This is a genomic window from Chitinophaga sp. 01L420, from assembly GCF_056399985.1.
Genome location: NZ_JBFTSK010000008.1, coordinates 23,340 through 43,596 on the forward strand (window position 1 = coordinate 23,340; position 20,257 = coordinate 43,596).

The following is a 20,257-nucleotide window of genomic DNA, read 5'->3' on the forward strand; positions in this document are numbered from 1 at the left end:
GACCTTTGGCCATGGACTAATTATTTATTACTTAGAGTACAATTCTACGATCAGTTGTTCCTTGATATTTTCAGGAACGCTCTCTCTCTCAGGATAAGCAATGAATATACCTTTCATTTCTTTTTCGCTCCAATCCAACCAGCTGAATTTTGGATTTTTTCCACGGATAACGCTGGTCAGTGCAGAATTGTTTGCAGTTTTATTTTTCAGGCTGATAACATCTCCTGGTTTCAGTTGGAAAGAAGGAGTGTTAACCACAACACCGTTAACAGTAACGTGTTTGTGAGAAACCAGCTGACGGGCAGCAGGACGGGAAGGTGCGATACCCAGACGGAACACAGTGTTATCCAGACGGGCTTCGAGCAATTTGATCAATACTTCACCGGCAACACCTTTTCTACGGGTAGCTTCGTCGAACAGGTTACGGAACTGACGCTCCAGCAAACCGTAAGTGTACTTCGCTTTTTGTTTTTCTCTCAGCTGCAGTGCGTATTCGCCTAATTGTTTGCGTTTACGGTTAGCACCGTGTTGACCCGGAGGGTTGCTGTTCTTACTTAAATACTTACCATTACCGAGAATGGGTTCACCAAAAATTCTGGAAATTTTGGTCTTTGGTCCTGTGTACCTTGCCATGTTTTAAATATACTTTAGATTTTTTAGTTAATGGTGCATGCTCTTCAAAAAATCTGAAAACCTGATCATACACCCATTTATCTAATAATAAATTACAACGTCCAGATACCAAACTTCTAATGAAATCTGGTATCTGGATATTGTAAATATATATTACTATACTCTTCTCTTCTTAGGAGGACGGCAACCGTTGTGAGGTAAAGGCGTAACGTCTTTAATCATATTCACCTCGATACCAGAGTTGGCGATAGCGCGGATAGCACTTTCACGACCAGCTCCCGGTCCTTTCACAAAAACATCTGCTCTTTTCAGACCTGAGTCCATAGCAACTTTAGCAGCATCCTGTGCAGCCAGCTGAGCTGCGTATGGAGTGTTCTTTTTAGAACCTCTGAAGCCCATTTTACCAGCAGAAGACCAGGAAATAACCTGACCATGCTTGTTGGTGATGCTAACAATGATGTTGTTAAAGCTAGCGGAGATATGAACGTCTCCGTAGTTATCTACTTTTACTACCCTCTTTTTATTAGCAGCAGTTTTTGTATTATTTGCTTTTGCCATAATGATTTAAATTCCAAATATGAAATTCCAGATCCCAAATTTACACGACTCACGGTCATTGAAACCCCTCTGATTCGGAATGTGGGATTTCAACCTGGGATTTTATTTATTATTTCTTAGTTGCTTTTTTCTTACCAGCCACTGTCTTACGTTTACCTTTACGGGTACGGCTGTTGGTACGTGTACGCTGACCTCTTACCGGTAAGCCTTTCCTGTGACGCAGACCGCGGTAGCAAGCGATATCCAGCAGACGCTTGATATTCATTTGTACTTCAGAACGCAGTTGACCCTCTACCTTAAACTCACCGTTGATAACGTTACGGATGGCAGCTTGTTCATCGTCATTCCAATCCCGCACCTTTTTATTGAAATCAATTTCCGCCTTGTTCAGGATATATTGGGCGGTAGAACGGCCTATACCAAAGATATAGGTGAGGCCAATTTCTCCTCTTTTATTTTTAGGAAGATCTATACCGGCTATACGTGCCATATTTCTATTTTAGATTTTATGATTCTGATTAAAAAATCAAATTCCGTTAGGGGAATCGATTAACCCTGGCGTTGTTTAAAACGAGGATTCTTTTTGTTGATTACCAACAAAACACCTTTTCTACGAACTATTTTACAATCCGCACTTCTTTTTTTGATTGCAGCTCTTACCTTCATGATTAATACTTTATAAAAGGTTATGATATTTATTAAATTGTACTTTCAATCCCCTCTACCCTGTTCCGTCCTATTTGTATCTGAAAATTATACGGCCTCTTGACAAATCGTATGGGCTCATCTCTACGCCAACCTTATCTCCTGGCAGAATGCGGATGTAGTGCATTCTCATTTTTCCAGAAATGGTGGCCAGGATCTCATGCCCGTTTTCCAATTTTACACGGAACATAGCGTTCGACAAGGCTTCTAATATAATTCCATCCTGTTTAATGAGTGCCTGTTTTGCCATAAAAATTTTTAGGACTGCAAAGATAGCATTTATCTTTTGAAATAGAAAAATTTACCGTGATTATTATTATTATTGCCAGTTTCTATACTAAAACCTGTCTTTTTTACCGTTAAAACCCCTCTTATGTTAGACAATTCCAAATGCTCAAACTAGTAATTCGAGTTCAATTCAGGGTTATTTTTCTCTTCTCTTTCTATGTCCACGTAGGTAGATAATACATCTGCCTTCCCTTTTCCAACAGCCACTGTATGTTCAAAGTGAACAGAAGGACTGCCGTCACGGGTAGCTACGGTCCAACCATCTTCCAGGTATTCAACGTCCTTGGAGCGGAGGTTGATCATAGGCTCAATGGCAATCACCAAACCGTCTTTCATTACCGGACCACTTCCCCTTTTACCGTAGTTAGGCACCTGAGGATCCTCGTGGAGGTTGCGGCCAAGGCCATGTCCCACCAATTCTCTTACAACGCCGTAACCACGCTCTTTTTCGGTATACTCCTGTATTGCGTAGGAGATGTCACCTATCCTGTTTCCCACAATGGCTTTTTCGATGCCTTTGTAAAGGGATGCTTTGGTAGCCGTCATCAACCGGAGCACATTTTCAGGAACATTACCAATAGCAAAAGTATAAGCACTATCAGAATGATAACCATTCATGTAAACGCCTACATCTACGGTGAGGATATCACCGTCTTTCAGCACATACTTATTGGGAATACCATGCACTACTTCTTCATTCACTGAAATGCAGCAGGCATTTGGGAAACCTTTGTAATTTTTGAAAGAAGGAGTTGCACCATTTTCCACGATAAACTTATCTGCAATTGCGTCTACATCCAGTGTGCTCATACCTGGCTTCAGGGTTCTGGCTACTTCTGCCAGCGCAGCACTCAGGAGCAGGGCACTTTTGCGCATCAGCTCTATTTCTTCCTTCGTCTTATAGTGAATCATACATTCAGCTTTTAGCTGTTAGCCATTAGCTTTAAGATTAGCAGGTAGCTTTTAAAACTCATAGCTAAATGCTAACGGCTAGTAGCTTCTAAATAATATAGCCACTAAAGCGGGAAAGCTTCTGTGGCTATTTTATTGTTATTGTAACACTTTCGTGTTCAATTACTTATGCGTTAGCCGGGGCAGTTCTGCCTTTGATACGGCCGGTGCTCATCAAACCATCGTAATGGCGCATGAGGAGCTGGCTTTCAATCTGTTGCAGTGTATCCAGGATAACTCCTACCATGATCAACAGAGACGTACCACCGAAGAAGGTAGCGAAGTTACTGTTAACCTTGAAGGCAGCAGCCAAACCTGGCATGATACCCACCAATGCCAGGAAAAATGCACCAGGCAAAGTGATACGGTCCATTACTGCGCCGATGTAATCAGCAGTAGCTTTACCAGGTTTAATGCCTGGAATGAAACCGTTATTACGTTTCATTTCATCCGCCATTTGAGTGGGGTTGAAGATCAACGCAGTATAGAAGTAGGTAAATACGATAACGAGCACAGCGTATATCAGGTTATACCAGCCATTAGTATGATCACTAAAGATGCGGATAAAGCCGGAAGCACTTTCAGAAGAAGTAGCAAAGCCTATCGCCGTAGCTGGGATGAACATGATAGCCTGGGCAAAGATGATTGGCATTACACCCGCAGCATTCACCTTCAGGGGAATGAACTGGCGTACACCACCATATTGTTTGTTGCCCACGATACGTTTAGCGTAGTTCACCGGTATTTTCCTGGTACCCTGAACGAGCAGGATCAGGCCTACCGTGATTAAGATAAAGACAGCTATTTCAATGAGGAAAAGGATGGGGCCACCCATTTCTCCACTCACCTTACTGGAGAATTCTGCGACTAAAGCCTGTGGCAAACGGGCAAGGATACCCATCATGATGATGATGGAAGTACCATTACCAATACCTTTATCTGTGATCTTTTCACCGAGCCACATTACAAACAGGGTACCTGCAGTAAGTACAACGGTAGTAGAGAGCCAGAAGAAGAAGGTGCCATATTCAGCAATAATAGCGCCACCGGATTGATTACGCAGATAAGCTACGTAAGCACTCGCCTGGAAACCTGTTACTATTACTGTGAGATAACGGGTAAACTGGTTAATCTTTTTGCGGCCGCTTTCACCTTCTTTCTGCAGTTTCTGGAAATACGGAACGGCTATCGTTAATAACTGGATAGCAATTGACGCAGAAATGTAGGGCATGATACCCAATGCAAATATGGAGGCCCTTGAAAACGATCCGCCCGCAAACATGTTCACCAAACCCAAGATACCCTGATTAGAATTTTTCTCAAAGTTGGTCAGCGCGTTTGCATCAATGCCAGGCAAAGCGATATAGGATCCTACACGGTAGATGAGGACCAGGAGCAGGGTGGTCAGGATGCGGTTACGCAAATCCTCAATACTCCAGATATTCTTAATCGTTTCGATAAATTTCTTCACAGGAAGATAAAGGTTTAATAGCGCTATTAAATATGAAAAGACGCACTACTCCGTAGGCGTCTCCTCAGTCAAAGTCTTATACCAGTTCTACTGATCCACCTGCTGTTTCGATGGCCTGTTTAGCTTTTTCGCTGATCGCGTTAACCTTAACAGTAACCTTGGTTTTGAGTTCTCCGTTAGCGAGAATCTTAACTTTAGCTGTTCTGTTAATCAGACCGTTCATGAACAGGTTTTCCAGATTAAACTCCTGGAGGCCATATTTCTCAACTAATTGATCCAGTTGGCCCAGGTTGAAGATTTTGTATTCTTCACGGTTATTGTTGATGAAACCGCGTTTAGGCATACGGCGTTGGATGGGCATCTGGCCACCTTCGAAGCCTCTTTTGCTGGAGTAACCAGCACGTTGCTGGATACCTTTGTTACCTTTTGTAGAGGTACCACCTTTACCGGAAGCCTCACCACGTCCCAGACGTTTTTCTTTATGTACAGCGCCTTGTGCAGGCTGTAATGAATGCAGATTCATATCTAATTGTTTTACTTGCGCGGAAATTAACCGCTCGCTTATTCTAAAATAAAAATGGTAAAGTCACAAATGTAAAGGTAAGATTATCAAAAGACAATCCCACAGCAGTGTTACTTAAATTAAGCGTTAACTGTTTCTACCGTTACAAGGTGATTAACTTTACGGACCATTCCCAGGATCTGAGGAGTTGCTTCTACTTCAACAGCAGCGTGCATCTTAGTCAGGCCCAGTGCCTTCAAGGTCAATTTCTGCCTTTCCGGACGGTCTATACCACTTTTCACTTGAGTGATCTTAATCTTTGCCATAAACCCCTATCCGCCAAGGCGGAGTAATTTAATTGTTAATGAATTATTTTCAAAATTTCCCCGGGGGAAAAAATACCTGTATCTCCGGAGGAGAAGTGGGTATTAATTATCCGTTGAAAACTTTCTTCAGGGAAACGCCTCTGGTTTTAGCGATGCTGATAGGCTCGCGTAACATGCCCAGTGCTTTGAAAGTAGCTTTCACCACGTTGTGTGGATTAGCAGAACCCAAAGATTTAGCCAGAACGTCCGTTACACCAGCGCTTTCCAGCACTGCGCGCATAGAACCTCCAGCGATCACACCAGTACCATGAGCAGCTGGTTTGATCAAAACTTTGGCAGCGCCTTCTTTAGCAAACTGATCGTGAGGAATGGTGCCGTGCATAACAGGAACCTTGATCAGGTTCTTTTTTGCATCGTCTATACCTTTAGTGATAGCCTGCTGCACTTCTTTCGCTTTACCAAGACCATGACCTACAACACCGTTTTCGTTACCTACTACTACCAGTGCGGAGAAACTAAATGTACGACCGCCTTTAGTTGTTTTAGTAACACGGTTGATCGCCACCACTTTTTCTTTCAGCTCCAGATCACCAGCCTTTACTTTATTGAATGAATTCTTTGCCATTTTATTTTATAAGAATTACTTGTTCAGAATTATAAGATTCGGACTTCGTGATTAAAACTGAAGACCGCCTTCTCTTGCTCCGTCAGCTACGCTTTTCACGCGGCCATGATATAAATAACCACTTCTATCGAAGATGCAGGTGGTCAGACCCAGTGCCAGTGCTTTAACAGCCAGCGCTTTACCTACCAGTGCAGATTTTTCGATTTTAGTTCCTTGCTGGGCTTTGATGTCCTTATCACGGGAAGAAGCTGAAGCCAGGGTAGTGCCATTGGTATCATCTATCAATTGCACATAGATATCGCTGTTGCTGCGAAATACAGATAATCTTGGTGCTTGTGCAGTACCGGAGATTTTCTTACGGATGCGATAGCGGATTTTCTGTCTCCTGTTAACTTTTGTGCTCATTTTGAGTTTTATTTTATTACCCCGATGCTGCCGGGATATCTGTTAAAATCAGCTAACCAGCTTTGTAAGCTGATTAGCCAATTAAAAATTTTATTTACCAGCTGATTTACCAGCTTTCTTACGTACCACTTCATCACTGTAGCGAACACCTTTACCTTTGTAAGGCTCTGGTTTACGCAGACCACGGATTTTAGCAGCCACCTGACCCAGTAATTGATTATCGATACCTTCCAGCATGATCTTAGGGTTCTGACCCTTTTCAGTCAGGGTAGCTACCTTCAGTTCTTTCGGAATTTCGAAAACGATATTGTGAGAATAACCTAATGCGAGATCAAGTAACTGACCGTTGTTAGTGGCTTTATAACCAACACCCACCAGTTCCAGTTGTTTCTTGAAGCCATCAGTTACGCCTTCTACCATGTTCGCCAGTAAAGCGCGGTATAAACCGTGAAGTGCTTTGTGACGGATCTGTTCAGTTGGGCGGATGATAGTCAGCACGCCTTCCTTTACCTCTATCTTCATATCCCTGTCGATGTTCTTTTTCAGTTCACCTTTTGGGCCCTTTACGGTTACTTCATTGGAGGGGGAAACAGAAACTGTAACACCACTAGCCAACTTGATAGGACTTTTACCTATACGAGACATAACTTTAATTTAAAGTTGTTTGATATTTGTGTACCGGTTATCCGTGTTCAGCGCCGTATAGAGAGCTTAATTGTCAGATAACTTAAGTGAATGACTGGTTGTGCAACAACCAATCATTCAATATATTAATATACGTAGCAAACTACTTCGCCACCTACGTTTTGAGCTTTTGCTTCTTTATCGGTCATTACACCTTTAGAAGTAGAGATGATCGCCACGCCTAAACCATTCTTCACACGCTTAAACTCTTCTGGTTTAGCGTACTGACGCAGACCTGGACGGCTAATGCGTTGTATTTCCTTGATAGCGGGCTCTTTAGAGATCGGATCGTACTTCAAAGCGATTTTGATAACGCCTTGTTTAGTATCTTCTTCGAATTTGTACTTCAGGATATAACCTTTGTCGTACAGAATTTCTGTAATACGTTTTTTCAGCTTGGAAGCCGGAATTTCCACAATCCTGTGGGTGGCCATTTGCGCGTTCCGGATACGTGTCAGGAAGTCTGCTATTGGATCAGTAACCATTGTTGAAATAGTTTGATAATGTTTACAATGCGATATCCAATCGTAATAAGATGGGAATCAAAATAACTTACATTCAGAGATTTACGGATCTGGTTATTTGTTCATGGAATAAATAACCAAATGCTGTCAATCTTTAATTACCAGCTGGCTTTTCTAACGCCAGGGATTTTACCTGCGAGTGCCAGGTCACGGAACATGTTCCTGCAAAGACCAAAGTGACGCATGTATCCTTTAGGACGACCGGTCAGCTGGCATCTGTTGTGCAGACGAACAGGAGAAGCATTTTTTGGAAGTTGGTCCAGTGCAGCGTAGTCACCGGCAGCTTTCAGAGCAGCACGCTTTTCAGCGAACTTTGCTACCATAGCTTCTCTTTTCCTTTGTCTGGCTTTTACGGATTCTTTTGCCATAATTAATTTATCGTTTCGATTTACTGATTATCTTTTTTCATACCCTTGAACGGCATACCCATTTCTTTCAGGAGCTCGTAAGCTTCTTCGTTGGTGTTTGCAGTTGTAACGAAAGTGATATCCATACCGGACATTTTCGTTACTTTATCGATATCGATTTCAGGGAAGATGATTTGTTCGGTGATACCCATAGTGTAGTTACCACGACCGTCAAAAGCTTTTTCGTTCACACCTTTGAAGTCACGTACACGTGGGAGGGATACAGCGATCAAACGATCCAGGAAGTCATACATATTGGTAGCGCGTAAAGTTACACGAGCACCGATAGGCATGTTCTTTCTCAGTTTGAAGTTGGAGATATCCTTCTTAGACATAGTAGCGATAGCTTTCTGACCAGCGATGCGGGTCATTTCGTCTACTGCGATGTCTACCAGTTTCTTATCACCTACTGCACCATTGATACCCTGGTTCAGGCAAATTTTTACCAGGCGAGGAACCTGCATTACACTTTTGTAGTTGAATTTCTTCATCAGTGCAGATTTAACTTCCTCGTGGTATTTAGTCTGCAGTCTCGGAGTATATTTTGTGTTTGACATTATTTAATTTCCTCCCCTGATTTTTTAGCGATACGAATTAATTTACCGTTTTCTCTCTTCCTGTTAACTTTGGTTGGAGCACCAGTTTTGGCGTCCCACAGCATCACGTTGGAGATAGCAATAGGAGCTTCCTGCTTAACAATACCACCTTTGGTATTCTGAGCGGTAGGCTTTGTGTGCTTGGTAATAATGTTAACGCCTTCTACAAGAATGCGGGCTTTATCAGGCTGAACTTCCAGCACTTTACGCGCTYTGGTCCTGTCCTTGTCATCACCGGCAATTACCGCAACCAGGTCGCCCTTCTTAATGTTGAATTTAGGCTTAAATCTAGTTTTCATTACTTTGATTTATTTATAAACGCCAAGCGAAACAGTTGTTTCGCTTGATTAATGTTTTTTCTCGTTTTGCAAACGGGCTGCAAAGATAAGAAATATTTATGAATTTTGGGATTCAGGAAATTTATCTGAAAAATCCTGAATCCCTCAATCGATAATATCTTATAATACCTCAGGAGCCAGGGAGATAATTTTCATATAACCCTTGTCTCTCAGCTCACGTGCAACCGGACCGAAAATACGGGTACCGCGAGGTTCGTCTGAGTTATTCAGCAGTACTACTGCGTTATCATCGAAACGGATATAAGAACCGTCTTTACGACGTAATTTGTTCTTAGTTCTTACGATTACAGCTTTAGTAACCATACCTTTCTTAACACCACCGCCTGGCATTGCATCCTTCACGGTTACTACAATCTTATCGCCTACGCCAGCGTAGTCCTGACCGGAGTTACCTAACACGCGGATGCAAAGTACTTCTTTGGCACCGCTGTTGTCAGCTACACTCAGTCTTGATTCTTGTTGTATCATCGAAATGAGATTTGATATTGTTTAGTCAGCGGCTGTAACCGGGATTGCCGGATACAGCTTGAAACAAATAAATAATTATTTTACTTTAGCGATTACTTCTACCAGTCTCCAGCACTTGTTCTTGCTCAAAGGACGAGTTTCCGCGATTTTCACGGTATCGCCAATGCTGCACTCGTTCTTATCGTCGTGTGCCATGAACTTGGTAGTTTTTTTCACGAATTTACCATAGATCGGGTGCTTTACCTTACGCTCCACCTTAACGGTGATGGTTTTATCCATTTTGTTGCTGGCAACCACACCAATCCTGGTTTTTCTTAATTTTCTTTCGGTCGTCATTGTTGAAAGTATTTAACCCTCCGTGAGGAGGTCATAAATTGTGTTATACTAATGCTATGTCAGCAGTCCCGGGGTTACCGGGACTGACGAATCAGAAGCCCAGTTGTCTTTTACGCAGTTCGGTGTTCATCCGAGCGATATCGCGTCTTACGGCGCGGATGCTCATTGGATTTTCGATTGGCGTAATTGCGTGACCAAAGGTCATTTTTTTCAAGCGGAGTTCTTCTGCAGAGATTTTCTCTTTCAGATCTTGTTCGCTCAGGCCTTTCAGTTCCAGCTTTTCTTTTGCCATTGTATTGAATTTGATTCGGTTAGCTGCCAGGGCAGGATTACCGGATTTTTAGTTATTGTGTACCTGTAATTAAGCTACGAAGTCGCGGCTGGTTACAAATTTTACTTTGATGGGCAGTTTCTGAGCTGCGAGTTCCATTGCTTCTTTTGCTACCTGTAAGGAAACGCCATCAGCTTCAAATAAAATTCTACCTGGCTTCACTACTGCTGCCCAATGGTCAGGAGCACCTTTACCTTTACCCATCCTCACTTCCAAAGGCTTAGCAGTGATAGGTTTGTCAGGGAATATGCGGATCCACACGTTACCTTCACGTTTCATGTGTCTTGTGAGTGCCACACGAGCAGCTTCGATCTGCCTGTCGGTGATCCACTTAGGTTCTAATGCTTTAAGACCGAAAGTACCAAAGGAGAGGGTAGCGCCTCTTTTAGCGTTCCCTTTGATGCGGCCTTTGTGCATCTTCCTGTGTTTCGTTCTTTTTGGCTGTAACATCGTCTATGTTGTTAATGTTAATAGTAATTGTTAATGTCTGCTCTACCGCCAGATACTATCTGCGGCCGCCGCCACGGTGTTCTCCACCGCCTCTTCTTTCGCCACCACCGCGGTTATCTCTACGTTCACCGTGATGTTCTCTGCGTTCACCACCATGACCAGTGCCACGGTTATCGCCTTCTTTACCGGTTAAAACGTTCGGGTTAAGATCGCGTTTACCCAGTACTTCACCTTTACAGATCCATACTTTGATACCGATTTTACCATAAACCGTTAAAGCGAACAGGGAAGCGTAATCAATGTCCATACGGAAAGTATGTAAAGGCACGCGACCTTGTTTCATTTCTTCGGAGCGGGCAATTTCAGCACCACCTAAACGGCCACTGATTTTAACCTTGATACCTTCTGCACCCATTCTCAGAGCAGTAGCAATTGCCATTTTGATAGCACGTTTGTAGTTAATACGGCTTTCAATTTGTTTTGCAATTGTTTCAGCAACGATGTTAGCATCCATTTCGGGACGACGGATTTCGAGGATGTTGATCTGAACATCTTCTTTACCTGTCAGCTTCTTCAGTTCTTCCTTGATGCGATCAACTTCGTTACCGCCTTTACCAATGATGATACCAGGCTTAGAAGTATGAACAGTGATGATTAACTTACCTAAAGTTCTTTCGATCACAACTCTTGAAATACCGCCTTTGTTGATACGGGCATTCAGATAAGTTCTGATCTTGTTATCTTCGATCAGTTTAACAGCAAAGTCTTTTTTGCTGCCATACCAATTAGAGTCCCATCCTCTGATGATACCTAACCTGTTACCAATAGGATTTGTTTTCTGACCCATGTTCTGGTTATTTGTCTATTAGTTTAATAGTTTTGTTTCTATCTCGTTTCCGATGTGCACTAATTATTGTGCTTTACCGTCAACTACAATCGTTACGTGGTTACTTCTCTTGCGGATACGGTAACCCCTTCCCTGTGGAGCTGGACGCATTCTTTTCAGTGTGCGGCCACCATCAACAAAAACGGTCTTTACGATCAGGTTAGCATCTTCTACCCTTGCACCTTCGTTTTTAACTTTCCAGTTAGCGATAGCAGATACCAGCAGTTTTTCTAAAGGTACGCTCGGGTGTTTCGGATGGAATTTCAAAATATTCAAAGCCTTTTCTACATCCAGACCGCGGATTAAGTCTGCCAGCAAACGCATTTTGCGGGGAGATGTAGGATTATTATTCAGCTTAGCTACTGCTTCCATTGTAATTAATTTCTTTTATTATTAAGTGTCTGATGCCTGATGTTTGATGTTATCGGTTTGAAACTGAATACTTCAAACCTCAAACCTCAGACTATAATTTACATTTTCTTGTTAACGTGTCCTCTGAAGTTACGTGTAGGAGCAAATTCGCCCAGTTTATGACCAACCATGAATTCTGTTACATAAACAGGAATAAATTTGTTGCCATTATGTACTGCGAACGTGTGACCAACGAAATCAGGTGTGATAGTAGAACGACGGCTCCAGGTCTTGATAACAGAACGCTTGGTACCGGTATTCATCTTCTCAACTTTTGTTTCTAATTTCAGGTCTACGTAAGGACCTTTTTTTATGGAACGAGCCATGTCTTACTGATTTATGATTTTTCAAACCCGAGATCCGGTACTGCTACCGGAGCCCGAATTCCGAAATATTATAATTTTTTACCGTTTTTTCTGCTAATGATCAGCTTATCAGAACTCTTATGCGGTTTTCTGGTTTTCAGACCTTTCGCATATTTACCAGTTCTTGATCTTGGATGGCCTCCGGAAGATTTACCTTCACCACCACCCATTGGGTGATCCACAGGGTTCATAGCCACACCACGGTTGCGGGGGCGGATACCTCTCCAACGGTTAGCACCTGCTTTACCGATGGATTGCAGTGCGTGGTCGGAGTTAGAAACAGTACCTACGGTTGCTTTACAAGTATTTAATACTTTGCGGAGCTCACCAGAAGGCATTTTCAGTACGGCATACTTTTCTTCCTTGTTGGATAACTGAGCATAAGCGCCGGCGCTTCTTGCGATCGCACCACCTTTACCAGGTTGCAGCTCAATGTTGTGTACAACAGTACCCAGTGGCATATTTTTCAATGGTAAAGCGTTACCTACTTCAGGAGCTACGTCAGCGCCGCTGATAACGGTACCACCAACTTGTAAGCCCTGTGGAGCAATGATATAACGTTTTTCACCATCAGCATAGTTTACCAGTGCGATGAATGCGCTACGGTTAGGATCATATTCGATCGTTTTAACTGTAGCAGGTACATTCTCTTTATCACGTTTGAAATCAATTACACGGTATTGTTTCTTGTGACCACCACCTATGTAACGCATGGACATTCTTCCTTGCGCATTTCTACCGCCGGTTCTTTTGATCGGTTCCAGCAGGCTTTTCTCAGGGGTATCCGATGTCAGCTCAGCGTAAGCGTTGCCTATTTTCCAGCGGGTACCGGCCGTCATTGGTTTGAACTTCTTCAGTGCCATTACTTCCTAAAAAGTTAAATGTTATTAAATATAAATCGTGATCTGTATATACATCCACATCCCGGCGGTTCAGGCCGGAACGGCACTACATGTTAGCATACAGATCTATAGTTTCACCAGTTGCAACGGTAATGATCGCCTTTTTGTAAGACGGTTTTTTACCTGCGATGAAACCGGCTTTAGTAAAGCGGAATTTAGCTTTACCTGGCATTACAGCAGTGTTTACATCTGCTACGGTTACACCGTAAAATTCTTCTACTGCTTTTTTGATCTCCAGTTTGTTGGCTTTTTTGTCAACGATGAAGTAGTAGCGGTTGAATTTTTCGGTTGCTTTATTAACCTTTTCGGATACCACCGGTTTGATTAAAACGTCAGAAAGTTTCATTTTCTTTATAGCATTTAGCTGTTGGCGTTAGCCGCGAGCTGTTATTTAATTGGTTTTTACATCCTAAGCTTCAGCTTCTGCAGGCTCTTCAGTGAAGATTTTAGCAGCGCTTTCTGTGAAAACGATGTAATTGCTGTTCATGATGTCGTAAGTGTTTACGTCGCTCAGTACAGTACCGTCTACAGTAGGGATGTTTCTCAAAGACAGATAAACATTGTCATTGTATTCAGGCGTGATGAACATAGTCTTTCTGCCTTCAACGTTGATGTTCAGGTTCTTCAGGAATCCAACGAATTGTTTTGTTTTAGGTGTTTCGAGCTGCAGATCTTCAACGATGATGATGCTGTTTTCTTTAGCTTTTACTGACAGGGCGGAGATCTTAGCGAGATCTTTCACTTTTCTGTTCAGTTTGAAACCCCAACCGTGCGGTTTTGGTCCAAAGATGGTACCACCACCTTTATACAATGGGTTACGGATGTTACCTTTACGGGCACCACCAGTACCTTTCTGTTTGTGCAGTTTGCGGGAAGCACCTTGTACTTCAGCTCTGGTTTTTACCTTGTGGGTACCCTGACGCTGAGCAGCGAGGTATTGTTTAACAGCCAGGTAAATTACGTGGTTGTTAGGTTCAACACCAAAGATCTCCTCTGGAAGTTCAATTGACCTTCCGGTTTTCTTACCTTCTATATTTAAAATATCGATTTGCATGTTACTTCTGGATTAAAACGATTGAACCAATGTGGCCGGGAACGGAACCACTTACCAGGATATAATTCTTTTCAGGGAATATTTTCACGATCTTCAGACCTTTCACTTTTATTCTTTCGTTACCTGTCTGGCCGGCCATACGCATACCCTTGAAAACGCGGGAAGGATAAGATGATCCACCAACAGAACCAGGAGCTCTGCTTCTATCGTGCTGACCGTGGGTAGCTTCACCCACACCGCTGAATCCGTGGCGTTTTACAACACCCTGGAAACCTTTACCTTTGGAAGTGCCTACAACGTCAATTGATTCGCCTTCTGCGAAGATTTCGCATGTGATAGATTCACCGAGGGCTTTCTGTACGTCCGGGTTGCGGAGTTCTTTTACAAAACGTTTGGGAGAGGTGCTTGCTTTCGCGAAGTGATTGCTTTCTGCTTTTGTAGTGTGCTTTTCTTTCTTCTCACCGAAAGAAACCTGAATTGCATTGTAACCATCTGTTTCCAGGGTTTTTACCTGGGTTACAACGTTGGGACCCGCTTCGATAATGGTAACAGCAGTTTGCTTACCATTAGCTTCGAAGATGCTGGTCATACCAATCTTTTTGCCAATAATACCTTTCATTTTTTATATGATTTTACCCAGCGCCTGGGGGATTTCGTGCTATCCCCAGGATGGGCGGTTTAAATACATTTATTGGGCGGCCGCCCAGAAGGCGCGACCTATGTTTGCTTGTTAAAATTGCTACCCTGCTGAAAATCAGCGAGGTAACCATAAATCAATAAAAGGCCGGCCTTTCGCCCGCCTTGCTGTTGTCCTATGCTTTAATTTCAACTTCCACTCCGGAAGGCAGATCGAGCTTACTCAGCGCGTCTACAGTTCTGGAAGAAGACGTGTAAATATCCAGTAAACGTTTGTGTGTACACAGTTGGAACTGCTCGCGCGCTTTCTTATTAACGTGCGGAGAACGTAATACTGTAAATATTTTCTTCTCGGTAGGTAAAGGAATTGGACCTGTTACCACGGCACCCGTGTTACGCACGGTTTTAACGATCTTCTCAGCAGACTTGTCTACCAGGTTATGATCGTAGGACTTCAGCTTGATTCTTATTCTCTGAGACATATGCAATGAACTTCTTCTTGTTTTTTCCCAATACAATTTGGGAGGGCAAAGGTAACCCGTTTTTTCTATTTGGCAAATAAATCTCTGGAAAAAATAAAAGATCCCGGGCAAAAGGCTAGCTCCGGCGGCAGTTGGAAGGGGGTGAAAACAAAATTATCGGGCAATAAGGCTTCAGAAAACATTCATTGTGTGTGTGTTAAGCCTTAAGGTAACTTCACATGCTCGTTTTGACAAATATAGGAAAACAAATTTCAAAACCAAAAAAAGGCAAATTTCTTTATAACTTTTTTCAGGGAGATAGGTAAAACCGGTTTTACCAGGGTAAAATCAATGACAGGAGGACAGTTACTGCACAATATCCGCAGGAATATTTTAGAGTGTTCCCATAACGGGTGAGGCATAGCCGGCAGGAAGGAGGATGCGGAAGGACTGCCAACTTTCTTCAGATCCCGGACTTTTATTAAACCTAAAGAGATCCAATGATATCTTCTGGCTCAGGCGGCATAATGCGGACCCACATCCAACACAAAGGGCTGTTCCTGCTTACCTGGAACAGCCCTTTGCTGAATAATTAAAGTGGTTTGAGTACATCTATGGTCGGGCGACCATCCGGTTAAAGCGGTAAACCACCGCCTAAACCACCCAATAATGATTGAATTAATCCTAAGATTAATGCCAGCAGTTGATTTAGTAAATCCATGGGAAAAGGTTTTTATAAGATATTGCCTACTCTTTTGTCTGGTTTTCGGCATTCCCCAGTTGTTATTCAGTTAACAGAACTAAAATTAAAAGCTATCATTCAATATGCAGCCGTTCATCTTGTTCATTCCAACAGCAGTCACCCTTACTGTTCATTCAGCTATCACAGCCAATTTCAGGGGAATCTGCGGGTAAAAAAGAGGCTGTTCGTGGTGAACAGCCTCCGATAATGTTTGTAAGGAAATAGCATAACTAAATACGAAATAATCCCTTACAGGAAATCTGCTTACAGACCGCCCAGCAGAGATTTCAGCAGGCCAAGAATTAACGCCAGCAATTGATTCACTAAATCCATGGGAAAAGGTTTTTATAAGATATTGCCTACTCTATTGTCTGGTTTTCGGCATTCCCAGTTGTTATTCAGTTAACAGGACTAAAATTAAAAGCTATCATTCAATATGCAGTCGTTCATTTTGTTCATTCCGGCAACATTCAACCGCGTTGTTCATTCAGCCACCACAAGCATTTAACAAGGAACATAGGCGCAAAAAAAAGGCTGTCCAGGGTATGAACAGCCAAAAGGATGATGAGTGTAAGGGAAATAGCATAACTTAAGTATGAAATGAATCCCTTACTAAAGGAAATCTTCTTACAGACCTCCCAGCAGAGATTTCAGCAATGCAACGATAGTCGCCAGCAATTGAGTCAGTAAATCCATAAGATAGTTTTTACTACGGGTGATACCWACTCTCTTGATTTGGTTTTCGGCAATCCCAGGGCACCTATTTTTTTAAGTGCATGTCGAAATTAAAGTCTATTCAGATAAATCCGTTCGTTCATTTTGTTCAGTTCGGAATCCTAATTTTGAGTTGTTCAATCCCCTTCCAGTGAGGGTTTCTTTAAATCAAAGAGAGCTTCAGTGGTATACCGAAGCTCTCTTTGTTAAAATAGACTGTAAAATACGCTAATGCTTTTGACTAGTGATTTCGTGGGCTACCAACAACAGCACCCTATCAGGTTTACATCAATGGCCACGGAAAGTATTATAAAATACCTGCCAAACCACTACAATGGATCCTCTGAAAGTTACCGCAGAGGGTAGCCGCTTGTGCTACTGCACAATCAGATACCTCCAAGGGCAGATACCAGCAATGCCAGTAACCCTGTCAGGAATGTGTTTAATGCATCGAGGATCATAAGGCGATGATTTTTGGATGATGTTTTTTAGCCTACTCTCTTATATGGTTTTCGGCAATCCCATTAGGAAATATCCTTGTGTAACAATGTAGAAAACTACAGTGCACCTGCTACGGTGTGCAAAAACTTAAGCACAGCCTGAAGAATAGTGTTCAACATACCGGAGTATTTATGGACGTAACGCTTACTCTATCCTGGGTTTTCAGCAATCCCCTGTCTGCGCTTATGCAGACAAGCTACTAAAATAACCAGTTCCTGCTGAAAAGCCTCCGTTCAATTAGTTCATTCCTGGTTTCCATATTCATTTTATTCAGCGCCTGTCCGTCCGGTTAGGATCACTAATAAAAATGGTTACGGCCGCAAAAATGCAGCCGTAACCATTGGTGAGTTGATATGTAAATTTATTTACCTCTTTCTTCTTTATAGATCGCTTTAGCTTTGGCAGATGGCAGATAAATCTGGAAACCTATGCCCAAACTGAGCCTGTTTGCGGTAGTTGAATTACCTCCACCCACAGTAAGATCATATTTAAACAATCCTTCCAAACCAATGTTGGGGGTAATAAAATAGGAGATACCGGGGCCTATACCCACATTAAAACCATTGGTAGAAGCACCACTCGCCGGATTCTGACCAGCAAAACCAGCATTTGCTTCCAGGAAGAAACGGGTTCTTTTGGAGAACTCCAGCTTTCTAACATTTTTGTCTTCCACAAAATAACGTGCAAAAGCTCCTACACCGTAGTTTGTGTTGGAAGCCCTGGTGTCAGTCGTTTTATTCTTTGTGGTATTTGCTCCAAAGGCAACATACCCGCCAATAGCCAGACCGTCTTTGATAAACCAACCAACTTTTGGAGTAAGATTGAAATTAAAAGCAGTGCTTTCCTTTTGAAAAACAACATTAAGATTGGTCAAATCCGCACCAACCATAATATTTCCTTTCTGAATTTGAGCGTTAGCAGCAGAACCAAACAATACAGCTGAAAGTGCAAGGGTTAAGAGACGAATTCTTTTCATAGTCTGATTTTTAGTTTTAACAATTTAACATGTTGAATGAATAAGAGATTTTCAGGCAAACGCTTCCATTTGCAACTGAGCTGTCGATAGCAGCCATCAAAAAAATAAAAGGCAGGGGGGATAATGGGGACGTAGTCTTGATCTTCGTTAAACAAACATCACACGACAATAGATTCTTGTCTATTACAAAACTACTGAAAATGAATATAATAAGAGTCTAATCTTACAAAAAAATCTTAAAAAAAATTCTTACCGCACAGTTCGAAAATTCCCTCAACATGAATACTTATCCTTATTCATTATTACTATAACATTTATAAGTTAAATGTTGTTGCATAAAAAACAGGTTCTTTCACGTCCGGGAAATCCGGTCGTGAACGTTATCAGCTGTGAAACAATACTAGCGGGATTTTAGCAGATCAGCGTGCGTACAAAAAGTTCCCTGTTTTTGTAAAAAACTTAGGAATCCGTCCATTTTACGTTGCATTTTTTCACCGGAAATACGCCTGATATAAGCCGGCAATGTATAAGCATTAATGTCTATCAGCTCCCAGGGATGGAAATAAAAAGAGAGATAATTATCTTTCTTCAATACCCTTCTGCTGAAATGCCGGGTTATCCACAGGGGCATATTTTTGACACTCAGCCAGAATATTGGATATCTTATGAGGGGAGATACGGAAGAAGGAATGATCCAGGTATCCTCTTCTTTGAAAACAGTTCTTGGCAGATGCCAGTTATTGTATCTGCCGGGAAGCCAGGTAGGATTCACAGAGGCATCATACAGGTAGCCGGCGGCCTTTAGGGCCTCCATATTCACTTTCCGCAAACGGGGCATTCTAAAGCCCTGTATATGTTGTCCGCTGATCTCCTGCAAGGCCAATCTGGAGCCTTCCAGATCGGCCTCTGAGAATGAGCTGTGATAATATGCGTGGGAGGCTATTTCATGCTTTGCCGCCATCTGCCGGATTAATTCAGGGTAATGCTGGGCCCAGTAAGCAGTCACGAAAAAGGTAGCGCGTACATTATATTTATCAAATAGTGCCAGTGTAGCCTGCAGTCCACTTCTGGAAACTTCCAGCTTCTCCTGTAATGATACCTGTTGACCGAATTCTTCGGGGATATCAAATTCTTCCACATCTACACTGATCAGTATCCTGTTCGTTTGTTCCATAAAAAACTAAGCGGCTTTAGAGCCGATGATGATCTTGCAATAATTCACCATCTCCTTCATCAATAGTTTGAAGCGGAACGATGAGAACTGTATGCCGGGACGGCAAGATACTGCGACTGCACCAATTTTAACATGTGGGCGGCGGCCTGCATGATATAGAAATTCGCTATCATACAAAAAGCCATCTATACGAGTTTTCAGCAATATGTTTCTGCCATACGCATTAAAGCCTTTGAGGCCAGCCTGGGCATCTTCCACCTTCAGGTCCAGTACTGTCCTGTTTAAAAACCGGCTGATACGGGTAATTGTACGGCGCTTGCGGGGTAACGCGCGAAGATAAGCAGCCCCTCTCTCTCCTGCTACTACATCCAGTCCCTGTTGCAGGCGGTCATAGGCTTCCTTCACGGCATATATGCCAAAGGGGAAATCCAGGTCTGTATACACCTGGTAAGCATGTTGAGAACGTTTTACACCCTCTCTTACTGCATATCCCTTACCACGGTTGCGGGTATAGCTAACGATGATAATATTAGGAATGGCAGCTTCGAGCCAGGCTATATGTTGTGCAGTGAAATTCCGCTCAGAACCATCATTCACAAGAATCAACTGAACAGGCACTTTTCCCATGATCGTTGTTACCTCGTGATAGTGCCTGATAAGTGATTCCACCCAGGGGCCCGAGGGATTCCAGCAGGGCAGAATCAAGTCAAGGCCGGGAGTAAGCGTTACCATTTCTCCCGTTGTCGAAATTACAGTTGTAGGAGGTGCTTGCAATAACTCTATTGACATAATTTCAATGCTATCAGTAAAAAATAT

The 20,257-nt window shown here is 42.6% G+C and carries 31 protein-coding genes; all 31 read right to left on the reverse strand.

Annotated features, from left to right (window positions below):
• Positions 1 to 27: 27 nt before the first annotated feature.
• Positions 28 to 633: a 30S ribosomal protein S4 gene (gene rpsD / locus AC1DP6_RS10110; protein WP_106528791.1), complete on the reverse strand. Its 606-nt coding sequence runs from the start codon at positions 631 to 633 to the stop codon at positions 28 to 30.
• A 156-nt stretch (positions 634 to 789) separates the two neighbouring features.
• Positions 790 to 1,191: a 30S ribosomal protein S11 gene (rpsK, locus tag AC1DP6_RS10115; protein WP_079470752.1), complete on the reverse strand. Its 402-nt coding sequence runs from the start codon at positions 1,189 to 1,191 to the stop codon at positions 790 to 792.
• A 109-nt stretch (positions 1,192 to 1,300) separates the two neighbouring features.
• Positions 1,301 to 1,681, reverse strand: coding sequence for a 30S ribosomal protein S13 (gene rpsM / locus AC1DP6_RS10120; protein WP_106527861.1), 381 nt, complete (start codon positions 1,679 to 1,681; stop codon positions 1,301 to 1,303).
• A gap of 59 nt (positions 1,682 to 1,740) precedes the next feature.
• Positions 1,741 to 1,857, reverse strand: a complete 117-nt coding sequence (gene rpmJ / locus AC1DP6_RS10125) for a 50S ribosomal protein L36 (protein ID WP_073083232.1) — start codon at positions 1,855 to 1,857, stop codon at positions 1,741 to 1,743.
• A gap of 70 nt (positions 1,858 to 1,927) precedes the next feature.
• The gene (gene infA, locus AC1DP6_RS10130; RefSeq protein ID WP_012789309.1) at positions 1,928 to 2,146 is read right to left on the reverse strand and encodes a translation initiation factor IF-1; all 219 of its coding nucleotides are present in this window, start codon (positions 2,144 to 2,146) and stop codon (positions 1,928 to 1,930) included.
• A 149-nt stretch (positions 2,147 to 2,295) separates the two neighbouring features.
• Positions 2,296 to 3,096 (reverse strand): type I methionyl aminopeptidase, encoded by an 801-nt coding sequence (gene map / locus AC1DP6_RS10135; protein ID WP_477054709.1) that lies wholly within the window; start codon positions 3,094 to 3,096, stop codon positions 2,296 to 2,298.
• Positions 3,097 to 3,262: 166 nt separating this feature from the next.
• Positions 3,263 to 4,606 (reverse strand): preprotein translocase subunit SecY, encoded by a 1,344-nt coding sequence (gene secY, locus AC1DP6_RS10140; RefSeq protein ID WP_133808659.1) that lies wholly within the window; start codon positions 4,604 to 4,606, stop codon positions 3,263 to 3,265.
• Between the two features lie 76 nt (positions 4,607 to 4,682).
• Positions 4,683 to 5,129 (reverse strand): 50S ribosomal protein L15, encoded by a 447-nt coding sequence (gene rplO / locus AC1DP6_RS10145; protein WP_133808658.1) that lies wholly within the window; start codon positions 5,127 to 5,129, stop codon positions 4,683 to 4,685.
• Positions 5,130 to 5,248: 119 nt separating this feature from the next.
• Positions 5,249 to 5,434, reverse strand: coding sequence for a 50S ribosomal protein L30 (gene rpmD / locus AC1DP6_RS10150; protein WP_326994770.1), 186 nt, complete (start codon positions 5,432 to 5,434; stop codon positions 5,249 to 5,251).
• Between the two features lie 106 nt (positions 5,435 to 5,540).
• The gene (gene rpsE / locus AC1DP6_RS10155; protein ID WP_133808656.1) at positions 5,541 to 6,059 is read right to left on the reverse strand and encodes a 30S ribosomal protein S5; all 519 of its coding nucleotides are present in this window, start codon (positions 6,057 to 6,059) and stop codon (positions 5,541 to 5,543) included.
• A 51-nt stretch (positions 6,060 to 6,110) separates the two neighbouring features.
• Positions 6,111 to 6,464 carry a 50S ribosomal protein L18 gene (rplR, locus tag AC1DP6_RS10160; protein ID WP_133808655.1) on the reverse strand — a complete coding sequence of 118 codons (354 nt, stop codon included), beginning with the start codon at positions 6,462 to 6,464 and terminating at the stop codon, positions 6,111 to 6,113.
• 90 nt (positions 6,465 to 6,554) lie between these two features.
• Positions 6,555 to 7,109 carry a 50S ribosomal protein L6 gene (rplF, locus tag AC1DP6_RS10165; protein ID WP_477054710.1) on the reverse strand — a complete coding sequence of 185 codons (555 nt, stop codon included), beginning with the start codon at positions 7,107 to 7,109 and terminating at the stop codon, positions 6,555 to 6,557.
• 125 nt (positions 7,110 to 7,234) lie between these two features.
• The gene (gene rpsH / locus AC1DP6_RS10170) at positions 7,235 to 7,633 is read right to left on the reverse strand and encodes a 30S ribosomal protein S8 (RefSeq protein WP_133808653.1); all 399 of its coding nucleotides are present in this window, start codon (positions 7,631 to 7,633) and stop codon (positions 7,235 to 7,237) included.
• A 137-nt stretch (positions 7,634 to 7,770) separates the two neighbouring features.
• Positions 7,771 to 8,040: a 30S ribosomal protein S14 gene (rpsN, locus tag AC1DP6_RS10175; protein ID WP_079470762.1), complete on the reverse strand. Its 270-nt coding sequence runs from the start codon at positions 8,038 to 8,040 to the stop codon at positions 7,771 to 7,773.
• Between the two features lie 20 nt (positions 8,041 to 8,060).
• On the reverse strand, positions 8,061 to 8,636 hold the full coding sequence (gene rplE, locus AC1DP6_RS10180) for a 50S ribosomal protein L5 (protein WP_133808651.1): 576 nt from the start codon (positions 8,634 to 8,636) through the stop codon (positions 8,061 to 8,063).
• On the reverse strand, positions 8,636 to 8,974 hold the full coding sequence (rplX, locus tag AC1DP6_RS10185; RefSeq protein WP_477054711.1) for a 50S ribosomal protein L24: 339 nt from the start codon (positions 8,972 to 8,974) through the stop codon (positions 8,636 to 8,638). Before rplX ends, rplE begins: the two co-directional genes overlap by 1 nt.
• Before the next feature lie 159 nt (positions 8,975 to 9,133).
• Entirely contained in the window at positions 9,134 to 9,502 is a 369-nt protein-coding gene (rplN, locus tag AC1DP6_RS10190) for a 50S ribosomal protein L14 (RefSeq protein WP_079470765.1), read from the reverse strand.
• 75 nt (positions 9,503 to 9,577) lie between these two features.
• Positions 9,578 to 9,838, reverse strand: a complete 261-nt coding sequence (gene rpsQ, locus AC1DP6_RS10195; protein ID WP_079470766.1) for a 30S ribosomal protein S17 — start codon at positions 9,836 to 9,838, stop codon at positions 9,578 to 9,580.
• Positions 9,839 to 9,929: 91 nt separating this feature from the next.
• Positions 9,930 to 10,130 (reverse strand): 50S ribosomal protein L29, encoded by a 201-nt coding sequence (rpmC, locus tag AC1DP6_RS10200; RefSeq protein WP_079470767.1) that lies wholly within the window; start codon positions 10,128 to 10,130, stop codon positions 9,930 to 9,932.
• A gap of 69 nt (positions 10,131 to 10,199) precedes the next feature.
• Complete coding sequence (gene rplP, locus AC1DP6_RS10205; RefSeq protein ID WP_106527847.1) at positions 10,200 to 10,619, reverse strand: 50S ribosomal protein L16; 420 nt, start codon at positions 10,617 to 10,619, stop codon at positions 10,200 to 10,202.
• Between the two features lie 55 nt (positions 10,620 to 10,674).
• Complete coding sequence (rpsC, locus tag AC1DP6_RS10210; RefSeq protein WP_079470769.1) at positions 10,675 to 11,466, reverse strand: 30S ribosomal protein S3; 792 nt, start codon at positions 11,464 to 11,466, stop codon at positions 10,675 to 10,677.
• Positions 11,467 to 11,529: 63 nt separating this feature from the next.
• Positions 11,530 to 11,877: a 50S ribosomal protein L22 gene (rplV, locus tag AC1DP6_RS10215; RefSeq protein ID WP_106527845.1), complete on the reverse strand. Its 348-nt coding sequence runs from the start codon at positions 11,875 to 11,877 to the stop codon at positions 11,530 to 11,532.
• Positions 11,878 to 11,975: 98 nt separating this feature from the next.
• Positions 11,976 to 12,242: a 30S ribosomal protein S19 gene (rpsS, locus tag AC1DP6_RS10220; protein WP_079470771.1), complete on the reverse strand. Its 267-nt coding sequence runs from the start codon at positions 12,240 to 12,242 to the stop codon at positions 11,976 to 11,978.
• Positions 12,243 to 12,310: 68 nt separating this feature from the next.
• The gene (rplB, locus tag AC1DP6_RS10225; RefSeq protein WP_133808649.1) at positions 12,311 to 13,144 is read right to left on the reverse strand and encodes a 50S ribosomal protein L2; all 834 of its coding nucleotides are present in this window, start codon (positions 13,142 to 13,144) and stop codon (positions 12,311 to 12,313) included.
• Between the two features lie 85 nt (positions 13,145 to 13,229).
• Positions 13,230 to 13,529: a 50S ribosomal protein L23 gene (rplW, locus tag AC1DP6_RS10230; RefSeq protein ID WP_133808648.1), complete on the reverse strand. Its 300-nt coding sequence runs from the start codon at positions 13,527 to 13,529 to the stop codon at positions 13,230 to 13,232.
• A 63-nt stretch (positions 13,530 to 13,592) separates the two neighbouring features.
• Positions 13,593 to 14,237, reverse strand: coding sequence for a 50S ribosomal protein L4 (gene rplD, locus AC1DP6_RS10235; protein WP_133808647.1), 645 nt, complete (start codon positions 14,235 to 14,237; stop codon positions 13,593 to 13,595).
• Position 14,238: 1 nt separating this feature from the next.
• A complete protein-coding gene (gene rplC / locus AC1DP6_RS10240; RefSeq protein ID WP_133808646.1) occupies positions 14,239 to 14,856 on the reverse strand; it encodes a 50S ribosomal protein L3 in 618 nt (205 codons plus the stop codon).
• 193 nt (positions 14,857 to 15,049) lie between these two features.
• Entirely contained in the window at positions 15,050 to 15,355 is a 306-nt protein-coding gene (gene rpsJ, locus AC1DP6_RS10245) for a 30S ribosomal protein S10 (protein WP_012789286.1), read from the reverse strand.
• Between the two features lie 2,297 nt (positions 15,356 to 17,652).
• Entirely contained in the window at positions 17,653 to 18,267 is a 615-nt protein-coding gene (locus AC1DP6_RS10250) for an outer membrane beta-barrel protein (RefSeq protein WP_477021495.1), read from the reverse strand.
• Between the two features lie 400 nt (positions 18,268 to 18,667).
• Complete coding sequence (locus tag AC1DP6_RS10255; protein WP_477054712.1) at positions 18,668 to 19,441, reverse strand: polysaccharide deacetylase family protein; 774 nt, start codon at positions 19,439 to 19,441, stop codon at positions 18,668 to 18,670.
• A gap of 6 nt (positions 19,442 to 19,447) precedes the next feature.
• A complete protein-coding gene (locus tag AC1DP6_RS10260; protein ID WP_477054713.1) occupies positions 19,448 to 20,230 on the reverse strand; it encodes a glycosyltransferase in 783 nt (260 codons plus the stop codon).
• Positions 20,231 to 20,257 lie beyond the last annotated feature (27 nt).

What these genes read in the sequence shown, in the direction of transcription:
- rpsD (WP_106528791.1), bottom strand. Translation starts at nt 633, where the DNA reads ATGGCAAGGTACACAGGACCAAAGACCAAAATTTCCAGAATTTTTGGT.
- rpsK (WP_079470752.1), bottom strand. Translation starts at nt 1,191, where the DNA reads ATGGCAAAAGCAAATAATACAAAAACTGCTGCTAATAAAAAGAGGGTA.
- rpsM (WP_106527861.1), bottom strand. Translation starts at nt 1,681, where the DNA reads ATGGCACGTATAGCCGGTATAGATCTTCCTAAAAATAAAAGAGGAGAA.
- rpmJ (WP_073083232.1), bottom strand. Translation starts at nt 1,857, where the DNA reads ATGAAGGTAAGAGCTGCAATCAAAAAAAGAAGTGCGGATTGTAAAATA.
- infA (WP_012789309.1), bottom strand. Translation starts at nt 2,146, where the DNA reads ATGGCAAAACAGGCACTCATTAAACAGGATGGAATTATATTAGAAGCC.
- map (WP_477054709.1), bottom strand. Translation starts at nt 3,096, where the DNA reads ATGATTCACTATAAGACGAAGGAAGAAATAGAGCTGATGCGCAAAAGT.
- rplO (WP_133808658.1), bottom strand. Translation starts at nt 5,129, where the DNA reads ATGAATCTGCATTCATTACAGCCTGCACAAGGCGCTGTACATAAAGAA.
- rpmD (WP_326994770.1), bottom strand. Translation starts at nt 5,434, where the DNA reads ATGGCAAAGATTAAGATCACTCAAGTGAAAAGTGGTATAGACCGTCCG.
- rpsE (WP_133808656.1), bottom strand. Translation starts at nt 6,059, where the DNA reads ATGGCAAAGAATTCATTCAATAAAGTAAAGGCTGGTGATCTGGAGCTG.
- rplR (WP_133808655.1), bottom strand. Translation starts at nt 6,464, where the DNA reads ATGAGCACAAAAGTTAACAGGAGACAGAAAATCCGCTATCGCATCCGT.
- rplF (WP_477054710.1), bottom strand. Translation starts at nt 7,109, where the DNA reads ATGTCTCGTATAGGTAAAAGTCCTATCAAGTTGGCTAGTGGTGTTACA.
- rpsH (WP_133808653.1), bottom strand. Translation starts at nt 7,633, where the DNA reads ATGGTTACTGATCCAATAGCAGACTTCCTGACACGTATCCGGAACGCG.
- rpsN (WP_079470762.1), bottom strand. Translation starts at nt 8,040, where the DNA reads ATGGCAAAAGAATCCGTAAAAGCCAGACAAAGGAAAAGAGAAGCTATG.
- rplE (WP_133808651.1), bottom strand. Translation starts at nt 8,636, where the DNA reads ATGTCAAACACAAAATATACTCCGAGACTGCAGACTAAATACCACGAG.
- rplN (WP_079470765.1), bottom strand. Translation starts at nt 9,502, where the DNA reads ATGATACAACAAGAATCAAGACTGAGTGTAGCTGACAACAGCGGTGCC.
- rpsQ (WP_079470766.1), bottom strand. Translation starts at nt 9,838, where the DNA reads ATGACGACCGAAAGAAAATTAAGAAAAACCAGGATTGGTGTGGTTGCC.
- rpmC (WP_079470767.1), bottom strand. Translation starts at nt 10,130, where the DNA reads ATGGCAAAAGAAAAGCTGGAACTGAAAGGCCTGAGCGAACAAGATCTG.
- rplP (WP_106527847.1), bottom strand. Translation starts at nt 10,619, where the DNA reads ATGTTACAGCCAAAAAGAACGAAACACAGGAAGATGCACAAAGGCCGC.
- rpsC (WP_079470769.1), bottom strand. Translation starts at nt 11,466, where the DNA reads ATGGGTCAGAAAACAAATCCTATTGGTAACAGGTTAGGTATCATCAGA.
- rplV (WP_106527845.1), bottom strand. Translation starts at nt 11,877, where the DNA reads ATGGAAGCAGTAGCTAAGCTGAATAATAATCCTACATCTCCCCGCAAA.
- rpsS (WP_079470771.1), bottom strand. Translation starts at nt 12,242, where the DNA reads ATGGCTCGTTCCATAAAAAAAGGTCCTTACGTAGACCTGAAATTAGAA.
- rplB (WP_133808649.1), bottom strand. Translation starts at nt 13,144, where the DNA reads ATGGCACTGAAGAAGTTCAAACCAATGACGGCCGGTACCCGCTGGAAA.
- rplW (WP_133808648.1), bottom strand. Translation starts at nt 13,529, where the DNA reads ATGAAACTTTCTGACGTTTTAATCAAACCGGTGGTATCCGAAAAGGTT.
- rplD (WP_133808647.1), bottom strand. Translation starts at nt 14,237, where the DNA reads ATGCAAATCGATATTTTAAATATAGAAGGTAAGAAAACCGGAAGGTCA.
- rplC (WP_133808646.1), bottom strand. Translation starts at nt 14,856, where the DNA reads ATGAAAGGTATTATTGGCAAAAAGATTGGTATGACCAGCATCTTCGAA.
- rpsJ (WP_012789286.1), bottom strand. Translation starts at nt 15,355, where the DNA reads ATGTCTCAGAGAATAAGAATCAAGCTGAAGTCCTACGATCATAACCTG.
- AC1DP6_RS10250 (WP_477021495.1), bottom strand. Translation starts at nt 18,267, where the DNA reads ATGAAAAGAATTCGTCTCTTAACCCTTGCACTTTCAGCTGTATTGTTT.
- AC1DP6_RS10255 (WP_477054712.1), bottom strand. Translation starts at nt 19,441, where the DNA reads ATGGAACAAACGAACAGGATACTGATCAGTGTAGATGTGGAAGAATTT.
- AC1DP6_RS10260 (WP_477054713.1), bottom strand. Translation starts at nt 20,230, where the DNA reads ATGTCAATAGAGTTATTGCAAGCACCTCCTACAACTGTAATTTCGACA.